The following is a 17,312-nucleotide window of genomic DNA, read 5'->3' as shown; positions in this document are numbered from 1 at the left end:
CTCACTTTATGCAGCACAAGTATAGTAAATATTTAAAATGGTTTGCTGTCGCAGCAACAATTGGAATGTTACTCATTCTTTTAGGTGGTGCACTCGTTACAAAAACGGATAGCGGGTTAGGCTGTGGGCGAAATTGGCCTGACTGTAACGGTTCATTAATACCTAAGGAAATAACAACGGAAGTTTTAATTGAATTTTCGCACCGCGTTGTGACAGGTTCTGTTTCCATCTTCATTCTTGTATTAACAGTTTGGACTTGGCGCACTTTAGGGCATATTCGTGAAGTGAAGTTTTTAGGGATTACGGCTATGTTCTTCCTCATTTTGCAGGCTTTAATCGGGGCTGCACAAGTTTTATGGGGACAAGGTGACTTTATTTTAGCGTTACACTTCGGCATTTCGCTAATCTCGTTTGCAGCTGTATTATTGCTCACATTAATCGTATTTGAAGTCGATACAAAATTCAATGCAGATAAGATTTTTATGAGCAAAAAGTTAAAATTACATACGATTAGCATTACCTTATATTCATATGTCGTCGTTTATTCAGGCGCGCTAGTACGCCATACGGATGCAAGTTTAGTTTGTCCTGACTGGCCATTGTGCCGAAATGATCAACCATTCGCCATTCCATATAATTTGTATGAATGGGTGCAAATGGGACATCGTTTTGCTGTATTATTATTAGTAGTTTGGATTGCATATATTACAATTTATGTTATGAAAAATTACAAGCAACAACGTGTTATTTATTGGGGCTGGGTCATCGCAGCTATCATTGTCGTTTTACAAGTGCTAGCAGGGATGCTTGTTGTACTATTAAAATTACAATTATTCGTGGCATTAATGCACTCATTATTAATTACATTATTATTCGGACTTCTTTGTTATATGATTTTACTTGTATCTCGAAGTAAATAACGAAAAAAATCTGACCCACTTTTTGTTGGGTCAGATTTTTTTGGTTTCTATTTTTGGTCTTTACCTAAATATCCGGTGGACTATATAAATTGAATAAACCTTCTGCAGAAGTATGTTTTCTAATATGGATTCTAATACAGTGCATGCTTGTTTAGGCTGGCTAAGCACATGAGTCACACAGCTTTGTGCTTTGTGCAAGGCCAGCCTCTATGAAAGTTTGGACTTCTGAAACCTACTGCATATAGTGCGTCGCTGCTATGGGAGGCGACGTATTCTTAGAAAGATTCTTCCCATACATCAACTTCCATTTTTAAGGATTCCGAACTTACTCTAAGGTAATAGACAAATTGCGTAGTTTAATAGACCTTTCCCCTCTATCATTATACAATTTAGTTCACAATTGCAAATTTATAATCTATTTCACGGCATTTAACAGACAAAATAGGGCAGTTAATAGACAAGCAACGTTTCATTAGACCATTTCACCACCTCACAAGAACTTCCCTAAATTCCCCATCCCAAACTAGCGCAACACTTCAATTTATTTAGTTTTCATAACAGAAACATGCTGCAAGACCGCGCGAATTTATTGTAAGAACAGATTCTGGTGTTGACCCTAATTTAAAGGAGAAATCATACATTTAAGTTTTAACTAAAAAAGACAACCCTACAAATAGGATTGTCTTCGAATTCTTACTCTAATTCAATTAATAGATCACCTGTTGAAATAGCGTCACCAGCTAATGCGTACACTTCTTTTACGACACCATCTTTCGGTGCTTGAACGGTTGTTTCCATTTTCATAGCCTCTGTAATTAATAAATGGTCCCCACGTTTTACCGTACTCCCCTTGTTAACAACAACTTTTAATACTGTTCCTGGCATTGTTGCACCAATTTGGTTCGGATTTGCAGGGTCCGCTTTTAAAGCAATGCTACCATCTACTTCTACAGTTAAATCTTGAATGACAAGCTCACGTGATTGACCATTCATTTCAAAATAAAGGACACGTGTACCATCATGCTGAGGCTCTCCAATTGAAACGAGTTTAATAATTAATGTTTTCCCTTTTTCGATTTCTACTTCAATTTCTTCGCCCAATTTCAAACCGTATAAAAACGTAGGCGTATCCAATACAGAAATATCACCAAATAAATCGAATGCTTGTACAAATTGTTCAAACACTTTCGGATAAAGGGCATAAGCTAAAATTTCTTGCTTCGAAGGTGTACGTTTTAATTTTCCTTCCAGCTCGACGGATAGCACTTCAAAATCGACAGGCGCAAGTAACTCTCCTGGTCGCACTGTAATCGCTTCACGTTCTTTTAACACCACTTGCTGAAGCTCTTTTGGGAACCCCCCATGTGGCTGTCCTAAATAACCTTGGAAAAATTCAATAACAGACTCTGGGAAATCAATGGCAACGCCGCGCTCTAACACATTATCTTCTGTTAAATCATTTTGCACCATAAATAAAGCCATATCACCGACAACCTTCGATGATGGTGTTACTTTAACAATATCGCCAAACATTAAGTTCACTGTCGAATACATTGTTTTTACTTCATCCCAGCGATCCCCTAGCCCAACCGCCTTCGCTTGTTGCTGCAAATTACTGTATTGACCACCTGGCATTTCATGTACATAAACTTCAGAGTGTGGTGCATTCATCCCACTTTCAAAGTCTACGTAATATTTACGAACATCTTCCCAGTAATAAGAAAGCTTTTCTAAACTTTCAATATCTGCACGTACAGTACGATCCGAACCTTTCATTGCATAGTACAATGAGTTCGCACTTGGTTGTGATGTTAAGCCAGCCATAGAGCCTAATGCTGTATCAATAATATCTACACCCGCTTCAATTGCTTTTGCGTATACATAAATTCCATTCCCACTCGTATCATGCGTGTGCAAATGAATTGGTAAGCTTGTTGCTTCTTTTAATTCCGAAATTAATCGGTAAGCTGCCTGTGGTTTCAACAACCCTGCCATATCTTTGATCGCTAAAATATGAGCACCTGTCGACTCTAGTTCACGTGCCATGTCTTTGTAATATTGCACGGTATATTTCGAACGCGTGTCATCCAAAATATCCCCAGTGTAACAAATAGAGGCTTCCGCTATTTTCCCACTATTACGTACTTCATCGATCGCTACTTCCATCCCTTTAATCCAGTTTAACGAGTCGAAAATACGGAATACATCAATGCCTGATGAAGCCGACTCTTGAATAAATTCACGAATTAAATTATCCGGATAGTTTGTATAACCGACCGCATTTGCGCCGCGCAATAACATTTGGAACAGCACATTTGGCATTTGCTTACGTAATTTTTCTAAGCGATGCCACGGATTTTCTTTTAAGAAGCGATACGCGACATCAAATGTAGCCCCGCCCCACATTTCAAGTGAAAAGTAATTATGCATAAGTCGCGCCGTTTCATCCGCAATTTGGAACATATCTTGCGAACGAATACGTGTTGCTAATAATGATTGGTGCGCATCACGGAATGTTGTATCCGTTAATAATACATCTTCTTGTTCTTTAATCCACTTTACTAAACCATCCGCACCCCGCGAATCTAAAATTTGCTTTGTCCCACTTAACGGTGGAATCAATATGTCCACTTTTGGCTTTTCAGGTTGTACAAAAATTGGCTTCGACCGTTTTTCAACACCTGGAAATCCGTTTAATGTGACATTACCGATATAGTTTAATAGTTTTGTTCCACGGTCTTTTCGCTCATGAAACTCAAATAATTCTGGTGTCGTATCAATAAAGCTTGTGTCAAATTTACCTGTTAAAAATTTGTCATGAAGCACGACATTCCCTAAAAACGGAATATTTGTTTTTACGCCACGAATACGGAATTCACGTAAGTTTCGATCCATTTTAGCAGCGGCTTCGGCAAACGTCATACCCCATGTTGAAATTTTGACAAGCAATGAATCGTAATACGGCGTAACAACTGCCCCTTGGAAGCCATTCCCTGCGTCTAATCGGACACCAAATCCCCCACTTGACCGATACACCATTAATTTTCCAGTATCCGGCATAAAGTCATTCGCTGCATCTTCTGTCGTTACACGAGATTGAATAGCGAATCCAAATAATGGTATTTTTTCTTGCGTCGGAACTCCTACCTCTGCAGAATGTAAATCTTGTCCCTGCGCTACTTTTATTTGAGCATGAACAATATCAATTCCTGTAATCATTTCAGTAATTGTATGCTCAACTTGAATGCGTGGATTTACTTCGATGAAATAAAACGCTTCATCCGCCACTAAAAATTCTACTGTACCAGCATTAATATAGTCGACGTTTTTCATTAGTTTTACTGCTGCATCGCAAATACTATTGCGCAAATTTTCTGAAATCGAATTCGATGGAGCTATCTCTACAACTTTTTGATGACGACGTTGGATTGAACAGTCACGCTCATATAAATGAACAATATTCCCGTGTTCGTCACCAATAATTTGCACTTCGATATGCTTTGGCTTAATAATCGCTTTTTCAACATACACTTCATCTGAACCGAATGCCGCCTTTGCCTCTGATTTTGCACGCTCATAAGCAGAAGCTAATTCCTCCGCACGTTGCACTAAACGCATGCCACGTCCACCGCCACCAAGTGCCGCTTTAATCATAATCGGGTAACCATACGTTTCACCAAAAGCGCTCACTTCATCGAGACCGTCAACTGGACCGTCTGTACCCGGAATGACTGGAATATCTGCAAGAATCGCTTGTTTTCGGGCTTTCACTTTATCTCCAAACATATCTAAATGAGAAGAAGTTGGTCCGATAAATTGAATTCCTTCTTCTTCACAACGACGAGCAAATTCTACATTTTCAGATAAAAAGCCATACCCTGGATGGATCGCATCAACATCAGCATCTTTAGCTATTTTGATGATCCCCTCAATATCCAAATAGGCATCAATCGGCTTTTTACCCACCCCTACAATGTAAGCCTCGTCCGCTTTAAAACGGTGATAGGAGCCGCTGTCTTCACGCGAGTAAATCGCCACCGTTTTAATATGTAATTCATTACACGCGCGTAAAATTCGAATCGCAATTTCTCCACGATTTGCTACTAAAATCTTTTGAATCGACTTCATTTCTCCTCATCCCCCTAATTACTTTCTTTTCTCTAATTTGTGATACGTGGAGACATTGATTAATATCCCCATTGCGATTGATAGCAATAGTATAGAAGTACCGCCATAGCTAATAAAAGGTAACGTTACCCCAGTTAACGGGATGATGCCCGATAAACCACCTAAATTAATAAAAGTTTGAACCCCTATCCAAGTCGAAATGCCCGCCGCGAGCATACGTGCAAGCGGGTCTTTTGTTGTCATTGCAATGTACAGACCGCGCATTACAATAAAACCTAAACCAAAAATAACAATGGAAACACCAACAATGCCAAGTTCCTCTGCAATAATAGCCATAATAAAGTCGGTTTGTGGCTCTGGTACATAGCCGAGCTTTTGGATGGATTGCCCAAGTCCACGTCCTTCTAAGCCACCAGCCCCAATTGCATAATAGCCATTTATTACATGATATCCTGTGTCGAGTGGATCACTAAATGGATCTAAATAAGACGTAATTCGACCTCGACGACTCGGGTTAAATACGGTATCCCATTTGAAAATTAAAATTCCAATTGCACCAACAACACCAAGTGCACTTAATAAGCCGAAAATCTTTTGCAGTGTTTTCCCCTTCATACCACTTGCTATAACGACTGACATCGCAATACAAACAATGATGCCAAGCGCCCCTAGATCGGTTTCAAAACCTACCATAAGTACGATAAAGAGCCACATACCTAACGGAGGCATAACATCGTCAAAAGATAAGAGCTGCATGGAACCTTTATGAATACTTTTACGGTAAAAGGTACCCGCAAAGTAGATAATAATAAAGAGCTTAGCAAATTCTGACGGTTGAAAGTTCATGATTCCTATATCAATCCAACTTCTCGCACCATTTACATTTTTACCAGCAATCATTAGCGCCACTTCAAGGAAAAACATCATCCCAAATAATAGCCCCAATATCTTCTTATCTGCAAATTTTTTATACGGAAAAATAACCGCAACTAAAAACAAGATAAACGCCAAACAAATATTTAATAATTGGCGTTTGTAATAATGGTCAGGAGCTTGATCAAAAAGGACTATGGACACCCAAATACTTGCACTATAAATCATCACTAACCCGAATAGAGTTAGGAAGATATAGACAAAAAATAACCCATAATCAAAATTACGTAAATACTGTTTAAAATAACTTTTCATTCATCAAAACCTCTTTTTTGAAAAAAAAACCCAAACCGCTTGGAGCGTTTGAGTTTTCTTTTATTTGTCTGTATACGCTTCGTGCAATAAAGAAAGTTCTTTTTCAAGTGAACTTAAAATTCCCTTTCCTTGCTCACGTTCAATCAACCCAAGTTTTACTGCAAAATCAATTTCACGTGATAAGCCAAACATTTGTGTATCTAAAACTTCTTCATATAATGGACAAGATGGCATTGTTAAATTATCCATTTGTACTCGAATTAATTGAGCAATTTTATCTGCATCCGCAGTTAATAGCTCGAATGCTTTTTCCTGAAATGAAATCTGTGCTTTCGTATCCATGAGGACGCCCCCATCTATGATATTTCTTCGATTCTACCTTAGTAAAGTGTATCTTTTTACATTCAAAAATGCAAGTGTCTTTGTATGATTTACGAGCAATTCAATTATATTTCTTTCTAGATTAAATAGCGTTATAATAGAAACGATATTAGGTAAGGGGGACTTAGCCATGGGTGAAACAATTATTCCAATTAAAGGTGAGGTAACATACCAATTAACATTGGATCCAACCGTCTGGATTTTTGATGATCGAAAACTTGATCTTACTACATATTTCATTACGGAAAAAGTAGAAGAAGATAATGAAAAATATTTACGAGATATGGGCGCACACTGGTCACGCGAAATAATGGAAGGTGCGGTATTCCCACCGACATTGAAAACGGAGCGTAAATTCGACCGAAAAGGGATGTTAACAGGGACATTTGGGATGGAATTAAAGCCATTCCTTAAAAATGCGGAAATGAATGAATGCGCTACTGAGGTCGTTTTTGAATGCTCGACAAATGAAGAACATTCTTTCTCGATTGAAGAAGCTATCACGCTCATTTTAAAATTCAGTCAAGATGGGAAACCATTAGTAGAAGATGGACCTGTTCACATTCTACTTGCTAACGGTTCAAACATTGACAATCCAATCAAAAACGTAATAGCGATTCGTATTCAATAGGAGGAAAATTCATGCGTGTAAAATGTGTTATTTGCGATACGATACATGATTTACAAGATGATTTACCATTAGCTAAAAAACTGCGTAATCGCCCAATTCATACGTTTATGTGCCGCACTTGTTCTGCGCGCATTGCAGAAAATACAGGAAAGCGTTTAGACACTGGGAAATTCAAATTTTTCCGAACATCGTCAAAATTTGATGAAGAGTTCTAAGTGTGAAATTTCTAAATGCTTATATAAAAAAGTGCCGATTGCAGTCAAATCGGCACTTTTTTTAACTCAATTACGTCTCGACTAATTACGTCCAGATTTTTTCGAGCTGGCTCGAAAAAATCCACTTAAAAATCTGTGACATCCGCCTGGGCATTAGGCCAACACAATGTTGGGCACTCAGGCGTTACCGCATGACGCAGCGTTCTTGGCCAAAGTTCTCCTACTTCAGCTGCGGTTTAAACCCCCACTAAATTAAGTGCATATTTGGCATTCACCCCCCACTTTTAGAAGCGAAGGACCACTGCTGAATCAAGTTAAAATTCAAATTGTTGCGTGTCAAATGCTATATCCCCAAAACTTTTTGCAGTAATCGCGCTTAGTTGGAAGAATTGTATAACTTCATATGAAACTCCTTCATAATCTCGTTCATCTTCTACTACAAATGTTTCTAATTTAACAGATACATCCGCAACCTCAGTTTTTAAAGTTTGTGCAATCGTAGCCGCATCCTTCTCCGAAAGGGGCTCTGGTAAAATCATTCTTACCGTTAAACTTTCAATCGTTACGTCTTTATATGTACTTGGTTTTGTTAAAGGCTCGATCTGTGCATTCGTCATAACAAGACCATTCATTTGTTGCTTCAATAAGTCATTAATTTGCACATTAATATTTTCTTCATAATAGTTTCCTATAAATTTATCATCTTGAACATTGAAATCATACACAATTTTCGAGTCCTTTGATTGTACAGTCAATTCAAAATTATCGCTAAATATACTCGCCGTTGATTTTGCTACAATAAAATTCTCTTGATACATGTTACTTAACTTCTCTGCCGCTTGATCTTCTTTAGAAGATGTTATTAATGCTGGTATAAATACGATTATCGCTATAATTGCTAACACTATACTTGTACTAATGACTACTTGCTTCTTTGTAAATGTCATTGCGATCTACTCCCATTTTTTTATTCTACTTTACTCAATTATTATGTATTACTTCAATGAAAAAAAGGTATAGAAAAACAAATCGTTTCTCTATACCTCTATTAATTTATATTTCTTTTGCCGCATTGACTGCTTTAGCTTCTTCTCGCTTTTCACGCCATAAACGTGATTTATAGACGATTAAGATTAAGGCAGCTACGATCAAACCTTCAATCATTGGTAAAAATAACGCTAAGAACGTTAATACGATACACCCAAAAAACAAGAATGTATAGATGATTACATTTCTACCGAATGAAAGCTTTTTGGCAAAACCTAATTTGTAGACAATTGCTGACATAAGGAACACGATAATAAACGTTGCATACCCGGCTATATCATAGCTTGGCAAATTTTCATATAAAAATCTTGTGATTCCAGACATACGTTCAAAAACGCGATCCTTTTCATCTAAACTTACAGTAGATGCAGATGCTAATACTAAATTTAATGCGCTACTTGTTACAGCCATCATATTCAACATCATTCATCCTTTCCCTATTTATGCCGAATTATTATTCGTTTTCAGCAGTTTTTTTCTTTTTAGCCATACGCTCACGTTCGTTTTTATCTAAAATTTGTTTACGTAAACGGATAGATTCTGGTGTTACTTCTAGGTACTCATCGTCACCTAAATATTCTAAAGCTTCTTCAAGCGTTAAAATACGAGGCTTTTTAATAACATTCGTCGCGTCTTTGTTAGCTGAACGAATGTTTGTTTTTTGTTTCATTTTAACAACGTTTACAGTGATATCACCGTCACGGTTATTTTCACCAACAACCATACCTTCGTATACTTCAGTACCTGGCTCGATGAATAATGTACCACGGTCCTCGATACCCATCATACCGTAAGTAGTTGATTTACCGTTTTCCATAGATACTAATACACCTTGGTGACGTCCGCCAACTTTACCTGCAACTACTGGTTGGTAAGAATCGAATGTGTGGTTAATAATACCGAAACCTTTTGTGATTGACATGAATTCAGTTGAGTAACCGATTAAACCACGTGCTGGTACGTTAAAGATTAAACGAACTTGTCCAGAACCGTTGTTAACCATATCTAACATTTCACCTTTACGCGTACCGATTGATTCAATAATAGAACCAACAGCATCTTCAGGAACATCGATTTGAACGCGCTCGATTGGCTCACATCTAACGCCATCAACTACGCGGATGATTACTTCTGGTTTAGACACTTGTAATTCATAACCTTCACGACGCATGTTTTCGATTAAGATCGATAAGTGAAGCTCACCACGACCAGAAACCGTCCAAGCATCAGGAGAGTTAGTATCTTCAACGCGTAAAGATACGTCTGTTTGTAATTGTGCACGTAAACGATCTTCAATTTTACGAGATGTTACCCATTTACCTTCGCGACCTGCGAATGGTGAGTTATTTACTAAGAATCTCATTTGTAAAGTTGGCTCATCGATACGTAATGGTGTTAACGCTTCTGGGTGCTCAGTTGGACAAACAGTTTCACCTACGTTGATGTCTTCCATACCAGAAACGGCAATTAAGTCACCAGCTTTAGCTGTTTGAACTTCTTCACGCTTAAGACCGAAGAAACCAAAGATTTTTGTAACACGGAAGTTTTTCACTGTACCATCAAGCTTCATTAATGAAACTTGTTGTCCTACTGAAATCGTACCGCGGAATACGCGACCGATACCAATACGACCAACGAAATCATTATAGTCAAGTAGTGCTACTTGGAATTGTAATGGTTCGTCAGAATTGTCAACTGGCGCTGGAATTGCTTCAATAATTTTTTCGAATAAACACTTCATGTCTTCTTCTTGATCAGCAGGATTATCGCTTAATGAAGCTGTACCATTTACACCTGAAGCATAAACTACAGGGAAGTCTAATTGATCATCTTCTGCGCCAAGCTCGATGAATAATTCTAATACCTCGTCTACTACTTCTGCAGGACGAGCTGAATCTTTATCGACTTTGTTTACAACTACGATTGGTGTAATTTTTTGTTCTAATGCTTTTTTTAGTACGAAACGAGTTTGAGGCATACAACCCTCATACGCATCGACAACTAGTACAACGCCATCTACCATTTTCAGGATACGTTCTACCTCACCACCAAAGTCGGCGTGTCCAGGCGTATCAAGGATGTTGATACGTGTATCATTATAATTTACTGCTGTATTTTTTGCTAAAATCGTAATACCGCGCTCGCGCTCAATATCATTTGAGTCCATCGCACGTTCTTCAACACGTTCATTTGAACGGAAAGTACCCGATTGTTTTAATAATTGGTCTACTAAAGTTGTTTTACCATGGTCAACGTGTGCAATAATTGCGATATTGCGAATGTCTTGACGTAAGTTTGTCATTGTTCCACTCCATATTCTTTTTTCAATTGTTTAACTGTGATATTATAGCACAAGAAAGATTAATTGTCTTTTTGTAAAGATGAATATCATTTTTTAACTTGATTCAGCAGAAGTCCTCCACTTTTATTAGTGGGGGATCACCCCCGGCTGAATCAAGTTAAAGCCCCGGGGGATGTCACAGATTTTTTTCAAGCAAACTCGAAAAAAATCTGGACACAATTACGCCGAGGCGTAATTGATTCACATATAATCGTTAAGAATGGAGGTTATTATCGTATGAATAAAGCAAAAGCAGTCATGTTCATCTATGCACTCTCTGCGATTCTTTCAATGGTTGGTATCGGCTTCTCAGTTGCACTTGTGTTTATGACTGGAACAAATTTTGAAACGACTGGAATTATCGGGATTATTGTAGGATTGATCGCCATGTGCGCCATTTTCGGTTTAGGATTTGTAACAAAACGAAAATTTAGAGAACAAGGCCTACTTTAACTTCTTTCAGCAAAAGTCTCCCACCTTAATAGGTGGTCTGATGATGTTGGTTTTAAGTTACTATTTGGCGGATGTCCCGGATTCGGTATGGAGTTCTTTGTGCTAGCACAAAGCCGAATCTGGAGGCAACTATGCCAAGGCATAATTGATTTTATTTAAGAAAGCTTCGGCGCGATAAGCACCGAAGTTTTTTTATTTTTCTTCAATATATTGATCTAAAATCAGTTGATGAATGGATGGATTTGCAATTAAAAATGTATCGGTAGTTAAAAAATCGAATGCATTACCATTAAAATTCGTCGCAATTGCACCGACTTCTTTTGCGATAATCGTGCCCCCACCAATATCCCATGGTGCTAATCGCATTGAAATATAAGCATCTAATTTACCACTGACAACAAAGGCTATTTCCATAGCAGCCGATCCATACGAACGTGTACCACGCACTGTGCGAACTAAATCAATAATTTTATCATGATTAATTTTGTTATTCGGTGTAACCCAATTGGCATTAATTCCGATTACAGCTTCGTTAATGCTTAACGGTTGTAGTTTGCGTAGCGACGAGTCATTGTACCATGCCCCTTCACCCGCAATCGCATAAAACAAATCCTCACGCATGACATCATATATGTATCCTAAAATACCAACTCCATCCTCAAATACACCGATAGAAATCATAAAATGGCGATGTTGCTTTACGAAATTCATCGTACCGTCAATTGGATCAATAATCCAAACTACACCTTCTAAGCTATCTACTTTTTCACCCATCCCTTCTTCACCTAAAATTCGATGAGTTGAGTCAAAGCCTTTTATTTGCTCAATAAAAAATAGTTCCGTATCTCGATCAATATTTGTTACTAAATCATTCGCATTTGATTTTGTTTCAATTTCTATGTCATACGAGAATGCAGCTCGAATTCTTTTCCCTGCTTCAAATAGTATTTCTTTCGCAAATTGATCAACCTGTTTTACATCCATCATTTGTCCACCTTCCAATCTACAAGCCCAATTATATTTTTATTGAAATCAATTACGCGTAATATAAATAACCTTATTATAGCAAAAAATCACTTGCTTTTTATAATAAGCAAGTGATTTTTTATTTTGAATATTTTTTCTTGTTACGCATATGCATGTAATCCATTTAACTCCTCTTGAATCTCAATTAAGCGCTTCTTAGATTTATCCATTTCATTTTTATTTTTTTCATTCATTGCTACATACAAAGAAGCCAATTCATAATCCATTTCTAATAATAAAACCTCTTCATATTGCTTTTCAATATCCACTTTGCGTATAATTTTAATCATCTGTTTCATACAAATATCACTTCCTCAGTCTTTTTTTATAACTTTTTTCATGTGAGTTAGTTCATGATTTCATTCGGTAAAATTTGACTTCATATGATTAATTGCTACTATTGTTGAATACAACCCTAAAAATTTTTTATCCAAAATACCACCGAACCCCTTCAACTATCCTCACCGTAAAAAAGTTTCTCTTAACAGATTTTTTCCCAAAAATGAATTAAAATAAACATTAATATTGAAAGGAGTTTATTATTTTGACTCAGGTAAAATGGAAATTAGATGACTTTCAGGTTTTTGAAATTAACGGATTAGACGAACGAATGGAAGCTTTAACGTCAATGATAAGACCTAAATTTTTTACACTTGGCGAATTTTTTTCATCCTACTTTAGTACAATAACGGGGGAAGAGTTTTTTGCGCATGTAGCAAAACATGCACGTCGCACAGTTAATCCTCCTAAAGATTCATGGGTTGCCTTTGCACCATATAAACGTGGTTATAAAGCGTTACCACATTTTCAAATTGGCTTATGGGGTACACATGTATTTATCATCGTTGCAATCATTTACGAAGCGCCACATAAACAAGAAATGGCCACTCGCCTGTTAAATCAGATTGAAATTTTCGATCAATTGTCCGATGATTTCATTGTTTCAGGTGATCATATGTCACCTGACGCAATTTCACTTGAAACAGCCCGCAATAAAATACTAAACCAACTCCTTGTTCGTCTCCGTGATGTGAAAAAAGGTGAATTTTTAATCGGTCGTCATATCCTAGCAGAAGATGCAGCAAATTTGTCTTCTGAGCAATTTATGCAATTGGCAGAACAAACCTTTGAGGATTTAATTCCCGTTTATAATGTCATCATAGGAAAATAAAGTGTCTATATTATTAATATGTACAATTAGCTAACAAACATTCCAGTCATTTGAATGTTTGTTAGCTTTTTTTAATTTTTGCTCATAAAAAGGAAAAACACCCTGTAACGATTAGGTTGTCCCTAATGTTTACAAAGCGCTTTGTTTGTTTTTACTTATTTTTTATTTCAAACGAACGATTTGCCCGTCTTCTAATTCTTTTGCTAATTTCACAACTCGGTATGGGATGTATGTGCTCGCTTCTTCAAATTCACGACAAATCGTCTTTTCCTCTGCTTGAGAAGGGACAATTTGTTTAAAGCGTTTATAACGCGCCATCATCACTTCACGTTTTATCCCTTTTTCATAAGCCATTTCTACTGCTTCAAAAAAATGAACGACATCAACCATTTCTTGTGTTGACCAATCTGTTGATAGTGGGTATGAGTATTCCATAATGTTTACCTACCTTTTCTTTTACTATTCTCATTTTAAACGGATGCTCTCCGCTTCTGCAAATATCTGCATTATATACCGTTCTTTTTGAAATTTCTTGAATCACAAAAACGAATTATTCAATTAACCAAACTTCACGAATCACAAGCCCAAGGCAAGGAATACGCGCATTCCTAAAAATAAAATAAAATAATTTAAAACATTTATATAGTCAGCCTGTTTAATAGGTGCTATAATTCACTTGTTTTTAAAAAATACTATATAGTGAGGTGGTACCTGCGTTGTCACAATTAGAGACTCCTTTGTTCGATGCACTACTTAAACATCGAAACAGACATCCTATTCAGTTCCATATCCCAGGTCATAAAAAAGGGCAAGGAATGGATCCAGCCTATCGAGAATTTGTAGGCGACAACGTTTTATCAATAGATTTAATTAATATTGCTCCACTAGATGATTTACATTCTCCAAAAGGTGTCATTATGGAAGCGCAAAAACTTGCTGCTGAAGCCTTTGGAGCCGATCATACATTTTTTTCCGTGCAAGGTACTAGTGGCGCCATTATGACGATGATTCTAACCGTCGTCGGTCCAGGCGATAAAATAATAGTACCGCGGAATGTACATAAATCCATTATGTCTGCGATTGTATTTGCCGGTGCGATTCCTATTTTTATCCATCCTGAAGTAGATAGTGAGCTCGGTATTTCCCATGGTATTTCACCCGAATCGGTGGAACGTGCACTAACAAAATATCCAGATGCAAAGGCCGTACTTGTCATTAATCCAACTTATTTTGGATTCGTTGCTGATTTAAAGCGTATTATTGATATTGCCCATGAAAAAAATATTCCGGTCGTTGTCGATGAAGCTCATGGTGTTCATATTAAGTTCCATGATGATTTACCTTTATCTGCGATGCAGGCTGGAGCAGATATGGCTGCAACAAGCGTTCATAAACTTGGTGGCTCGATGACAGGAAGCTCTGTGCTTAATGTCAAAGAAGGCCTTGTATCCGCAAAGCGTGTTCAATCAGTCTTTTCTATGCTAACAACAACCTCTACTTCATATCCGTTGCTTGCATCACTAGATACGGCACGTCGTCAATTAGCCGTTCATGGACATGACTTATTAGAGGAGGCCATTCGTTTAGCAAAAAATGCTCGAAAACGAATAAACGCAATTCCACATTTACACTGTGTAGGCCGTGAAAGGTTAGGCTCTTCTGCAACCTATGATATGGATCCATTAAAGTTGTTGATTAGCGTGAAAGACTTAGGCATTACAGGTCATGTTGCAGAAGAATGGTTACGTCATAATGCCAATTTAGAAGTTGAGTTATCCGACCTTTATAATATTTTATGCGTTGTGACATTAGGCGATTCTAAAAAAGAAATTAATCTATTAATTCATGCATTAAATCGTATGTCACAAACATTCGATTCAGAGGCTACAATTACGGAAACGAATGTGAACATCCCTGAAATTCCGGCACTTGCTATGACGCCTCGTGATGCTTTTTACGCACCAACAGAAAGCATTCCACTTAAGGAAGCTGAGGGCTATATTTGCGCAGAATTTATTATGGTCTATCCACCTGGAATTCCTATTTTTATTCCCGGGGAAATAATTACTCAAGATAATATTGATTTCATATTGATGAATATCGCGGCTGGATTACCTGTGCAAGGTCCAGAAGATGATTCATTAAAAAATATACGCGTCATCAAAGAGAGAAAAGCAATTTATTAACGCTAAAAAGAAGTGTCCCACAAGGGATATTTGAGCATGAAATCTGTAAAAAAAATTGCCGAAACGTTAATTTAACAGCGTTTCGGCATTTTTTAATTCAAGTATTTGGTTGAATATAGGACTTATTAAGTAGACCTTTTCACCCTTTAGTTCATTACAATTAAATGTAAAAACATTAAAAATTACCCCTAAAACAAAAATGATATTTGTATGAAAAGCAAGAAACACTACCATAAACCCTCCCGCAAAAGGAATACCATCTGCTGTTTCAAACGGCAAAAAGATAATAATAAAATGATAGATTAAAAACACAAAGCTATTCACTACAACCAGAATTAAAAGCGCCATGCCAATCGCAGAAACCCATATAGGGATTTTTTTTTAGGTATAAAGAAACCGGCAAATAATTACAACCTATAATGGTAAGTGCTAAGACTAACCTAACAACTCCCTCTCCATTCACTTCAAATATACCCTTTTTATTAAAGAAATATGAGAGCAAATAACGGCACAATAAATGCACCGAATACAGCGCTCAATCCCATTGCTAACGAGCCGATTGATAAATCCTCGTCACTGTACTCCTTAAGCTTTGTTAACCCCACACCATGCGATGCACTTCCCATAGCTACACCACGACTAATTACAGAATCAATTTTAAATAACTTAAATAGTACGGGCCCTAAAAAAGCGCCTGTAAATCCGGCAATCATGACCAAAACAACCGTTAATGGTGGAACACCCGCGACAGAATCACTCACTTGCATCGCAACGGGTGTCGTTAACGATTTCGGTAAAGCGGTTAATATAAAGGAGTCCTCCGCACCGCTAATTTTCAAAAGTGTAAATACACTTACTAACCCTGCACATAATGCAACTACAATACTAATTACGATCGAATACTTATATTTAAAAATAATTTCACGCTGTGTATACAGTGGGAATGCTAATGCCACTACCGCGGGACCGAGCATTTTTGAAATCCATTGCCCCCCTTCCATGTATTGTTCATATGGAATATTAAAGACAAGCAATACAATCGCAATCGTGCATGTCGCCGTTAAAATCGGCAACAAAAACGGGTGGCCTACTTTTAAGTAAAGTTTATCGAAAGCGATAAATAGCAGCACCGTACTAACTATGATGGCTAGCACTTGAAGTAGCTGAAGCATGTTTCTTCTCCTCCTGACCTATTTCGCGTTTTTCTATGTATTGACTTACCTTTCCCGTTACAATGATTGTAAATAACGTGCTGAGTATGACAGCAATCATTAGAACGGCACCTTCTTTTGTAAGCAACTCTGGATAGTCGATAATGGCCACAGTTGAAGGAATAAAAAATAAACTTAAAAATGCTAACATGAAGTTTGCGCCCTTTTGAACATGCTGCACTTTGATGAGATTGAAATAAAGTGATAACCATAATAAAAGTAACCCAATTATACTTCCAGGAATGATAATACCTGTTGCTTCAACAATCGCCATCCCTAGCAAATAATACAATATTAAAATACCTATTTGAGCTATCGTTCGAATAATATCCATGTTCCTCTCCCCCCTTTATTACCCTTCATTTTACGTCTACTCGAATTTTCTGTCTATTCTTATTTTTGCTCCCACAATAA

The 17,312-nt window shown here is 37.3% G+C and carries 18 protein-coding genes; 6 read left to right on the top strand and 12 right to left on the bottom strand.

What is annotated here, in order from left to right; translation table 11 throughout:
• Positions 1-8: 8 nt before the first annotated feature.
• Complete coding sequence (locus tag CSE16_RS03770) at positions 9-920, top strand: COX15/CtaA family protein (protein WP_099422651.1); 912 nt, start codon at positions 9-11, stop codon at positions 918-920.
• Between the two features lie 693 nt (positions 921-1,613).
• Here the strand turns inward: CSE16_RS03770 and pyc are convergent.
• Genes pyc through CSE16_RS03755 form a run of 3 tightly spaced genes read right to left on the bottom strand, consistent with a single transcriptional unit; the run spans position 1,614 to position 6,578 of the window.
• Positions 1,614-5,048, bottom strand: coding sequence for a pyruvate carboxylase (gene pyc / locus CSE16_RS03765; protein WP_099422650.1), 3,435 nt, complete (start codon positions 5,046-5,048; stop codon positions 1,614-1,616).
• An 18-nt stretch (positions 5,049-5,066) separates the two neighbouring features.
• Positions 5,067-6,236 (bottom strand): FtsW/RodA/SpoVE family cell cycle protein, encoded by a 1,170-nt coding sequence (locus CSE16_RS03760; RefSeq protein WP_099422649.1) that lies wholly within the window; start codon positions 6,234-6,236, stop codon positions 5,067-5,069.
• 60 nt (positions 6,237-6,296) lie between these two features.
• The gene (locus CSE16_RS03755) at positions 6,297-6,578 is read right to left on the bottom strand and encodes an Fpa/YlaN family protein (RefSeq protein WP_099422648.1); all 282 of its coding nucleotides are present in this window, start codon (positions 6,576-6,578) and stop codon (positions 6,297-6,299) included.
• A gap of 169 nt (positions 6,579-6,747) precedes the next feature.
• Between CSE16_RS03755 and CSE16_RS03750 the strand changes: the two genes are divergently transcribed.
• Together CSE16_RS03750 and CSE16_RS03745 are read left to right on the top strand one after the other, a co-directional pair.
• Positions 6,748-7,248, top strand: coding sequence for a hypothetical protein (locus CSE16_RS03750; protein WP_099422647.1), 501 nt, complete (start codon positions 6,748-6,750; stop codon positions 7,246-7,248).
• Between the two features lie 11 nt (positions 7,249-7,259).
• A complete protein-coding gene (locus CSE16_RS03745) occupies positions 7,260-7,463 on the top strand; it encodes a YlaI family protein (RefSeq protein WP_099422646.1) in 204 nt (67 codons plus the stop codon).
• A gap of 314 nt (positions 7,464-7,777) precedes the next feature.
• Here CSE16_RS03745 and CSE16_RS03740 read toward each other — a convergent pair whose 3' ends face one another.
• The 3 genes from CSE16_RS03740 to typA form a co-directional block, all read right to left on the bottom strand.
• Complete coding sequence (locus tag CSE16_RS03740) at positions 7,778-8,410, bottom strand: fucose permease (protein ID WP_099422645.1); 633 nt, start codon at positions 8,408-8,410, stop codon at positions 7,778-7,780.
• Between the two features lie 106 nt (positions 8,411-8,516).
• Entirely contained in the window at positions 8,517-8,936 is a 420-nt protein-coding gene (locus CSE16_RS03735) for a YlaH-like family protein (protein ID WP_099422644.1), read from the bottom strand.
• Between the two features lie 28 nt (positions 8,937-8,964).
• Positions 8,965-10,812 (bottom strand): translational GTPase TypA, encoded by a 1,848-nt coding sequence (gene typA / locus CSE16_RS03730; protein WP_099422643.1) that lies wholly within the window; start codon positions 10,810-10,812, stop codon positions 8,965-8,967.
• A 276-nt stretch (positions 10,813-11,088) separates the two neighbouring features.
• On the opposite strand from typA, the gene CSE16_RS03725 reads away from it, so the two are divergent.
• Positions 11,089-11,304, top strand: coding sequence for a DUF5325 family protein (locus CSE16_RS03725; RefSeq protein WP_099422642.1), 216 nt, complete (start codon positions 11,089-11,091; stop codon positions 11,302-11,304).
• A gap of 192 nt (positions 11,305-11,496) precedes the next feature.
• Here the strand turns inward: CSE16_RS03725 and CSE16_RS03720 are convergent, their stop codons facing one another.
• Together CSE16_RS03720 and CSE16_RS03715 are read right to left on the bottom strand one after the other, a co-directional pair.
• Positions 11,497-12,288, bottom strand: a complete 792-nt coding sequence (locus CSE16_RS03720) for an inositol monophosphatase family protein (RefSeq protein ID WP_099422641.1) — start codon at positions 12,286-12,288, stop codon at positions 11,497-11,499.
• Positions 12,289-12,431: 143 nt separating this feature from the next.
• Positions 12,432-12,629 (bottom strand): hypothetical protein, encoded by a 198-nt coding sequence (locus CSE16_RS03715; RefSeq protein WP_099422640.1) that lies wholly within the window; start codon positions 12,627-12,629, stop codon positions 12,432-12,434.
• Positions 12,630-12,874: 245 nt separating this feature from the next.
• Between CSE16_RS03715 and CSE16_RS03710 the strand changes: the two genes are divergently transcribed.
• Entirely contained in the window at positions 12,875-13,501 is a 627-nt protein-coding gene (locus CSE16_RS03710; protein WP_099422639.1) for a YktB family protein, read from the top strand.
• 162 nt (positions 13,502-13,663) lie between these two features.
• On the opposite strand, the gene CSE16_RS03705 is transcribed toward CSE16_RS03710, so the two are convergent.
• Positions 13,664-13,936, bottom strand: a complete 273-nt coding sequence (locus CSE16_RS03705) for a UPF0223 family protein (protein WP_099422638.1) — start codon at positions 13,934-13,936, stop codon at positions 13,664-13,666.
• 281 nt (positions 13,937-14,217) lie between these two features.
• On the opposite strand from CSE16_RS03705, the gene CSE16_RS03700 reads away from it, so the two are divergent.
• On the top strand, positions 14,218-15,687 hold the full coding sequence (locus tag CSE16_RS03700; RefSeq protein ID WP_099422637.1) for an aminotransferase class I/II-fold pyridoxal phosphate-dependent enzyme: 1,470 nt from the start codon (positions 14,218-14,220) through the stop codon (positions 15,685-15,687).
• 66 nt (positions 15,688-15,753) lie between these two features.
• Here the strand turns inward: CSE16_RS03700 and CSE16_RS03695 are convergent, their stop codons facing one another.
• From CSE16_RS03695 to CSE16_RS03685, 3 genes are all read right to left on the bottom strand, one after another.
• A complete protein-coding gene (locus CSE16_RS03695) occupies positions 15,754-16,035 on the bottom strand; it encodes a hypothetical protein (protein ID WP_099422636.1) in 282 nt (93 codons plus the stop codon).
• A gap of 134 nt (positions 16,036-16,169) precedes the next feature.
• The gene (locus CSE16_RS03690; protein WP_099422635.1) at positions 16,170-16,859 is read right to left on the bottom strand and encodes an LrgB family protein; all 690 of its coding nucleotides are present in this window, start codon (positions 16,857-16,859) and stop codon (positions 16,170-16,172) included.
• Positions 16,822-17,232 carry a CidA/LrgA family protein gene (locus CSE16_RS03685; protein WP_099425741.1) on the bottom strand — a complete coding sequence of 137 codons (411 nt, stop codon included), beginning with the start codon at positions 17,230-17,232 and terminating at the stop codon, positions 16,822-16,824. The genes CSE16_RS03690 and CSE16_RS03685 overlap by 38 nt, the downstream gene beginning before the upstream one ends.
• Positions 17,233-17,312: the final 80 nt, after the last annotated feature.

Origin of the sequence: Solibacillus sp. R5-41, assembly GCF_002736105.1 — a bacterium.
Classification (GTDB): Bacteria; Bacillota; Bacilli; order Bacillales_A; family Planococcaceae; genus Solibacillus.
The sequence above is the reverse complement of the archived record's forward strand: the minus strand, read 5'-3'. Positions and strand labels throughout refer to the sequence as shown.

Bases quoted from the DNA above. Each gene is read 5' to 3' on its own strand.
- CSE16_RS03770 (WP_099422651.1), top strand. From the start codon at position 9: ATGCAGCACAAGTATAGTAAATATTTAAAATGGTTTGCTGTCGCAGCA.
- pyc (WP_099422650.1), bottom strand. From the start codon at position 5,048: ATGAAGTCGATTCAAAAGATTTTAGTAGCAAATCGTGGAGAAATTGCG.
- CSE16_RS03760 (WP_099422649.1), bottom strand. From the start codon at position 6,236: ATGAAAAGTTATTTTAAACAGTATTTACGTAATTTTGATTATGGGTTA.
- CSE16_RS03755 (WP_099422648.1), bottom strand. From the start codon at position 6,578: ATGGATACGAAAGCACAGATTTCATTTCAGGAAAAAGCATTCGAGCTA.
- CSE16_RS03750 (WP_099422647.1), top strand. From the start codon at position 6,748: ATGGGTGAAACAATTATTCCAATTAAAGGTGAGGTAACATACCAATTA.
- CSE16_RS03745 (WP_099422646.1), top strand. From the start codon at position 7,260: ATGCGTGTAAAATGTGTTATTTGCGATACGATACATGATTTACAAGAT.
- CSE16_RS03740 (WP_099422645.1), bottom strand. From the start codon at position 8,410: ATGACATTTACAAAGAAGCAAGTAGTCATTAGTACAAGTATAGTGTTA.
- CSE16_RS03735 (WP_099422644.1), bottom strand. From the start codon at position 8,936: ATGATGTTGAATATGATGGCTGTAACAAGTAGCGCATTAAATTTAGTA.
- typA (WP_099422643.1), bottom strand. From the start codon at position 10,812: ATGACAAACTTACGTCAAGACATTCGCAATATCGCAATTATTGCACAC.
- CSE16_RS03725 (WP_099422642.1), top strand. From the start codon at position 11,089: ATGAATAAAGCAAAAGCAGTCATGTTCATCTATGCACTCTCTGCGATT.
- CSE16_RS03720 (WP_099422641.1), bottom strand. From the start codon at position 12,288: ATGGATGTAAAACAGGTTGATCAATTTGCGAAAGAAATACTATTTGAA.
- CSE16_RS03715 (WP_099422640.1), bottom strand. From the start codon at position 12,629: ATGAAACAGATGATTAAAATTATACGCAAAGTGGATATTGAAAAGCAA.
- CSE16_RS03705 (WP_099422638.1), bottom strand. From the start codon at position 13,936: ATGGAATACTCATACCCACTATCAACAGATTGGTCAACACAAGAAATG.
- CSE16_RS03695 (WP_099422636.1), bottom strand. From the start codon at position 16,035: ATGGCGCTTTTAATTCTGGTTGTAGTGAATAGCTTTGTGTTTTTAATC.
- CSE16_RS03690 (WP_099422635.1), bottom strand. From the start codon at position 16,859: ATGCTTCAGCTACTTCAAGTGCTAGCCATCATAGTTAGTACGGTGCTG.
- CSE16_RS03685 (WP_099425741.1), bottom strand. From the start codon at position 17,232: ATGGATATTATTCGAACGATAGCTCAAATAGGTATTTTAATATTGTAT.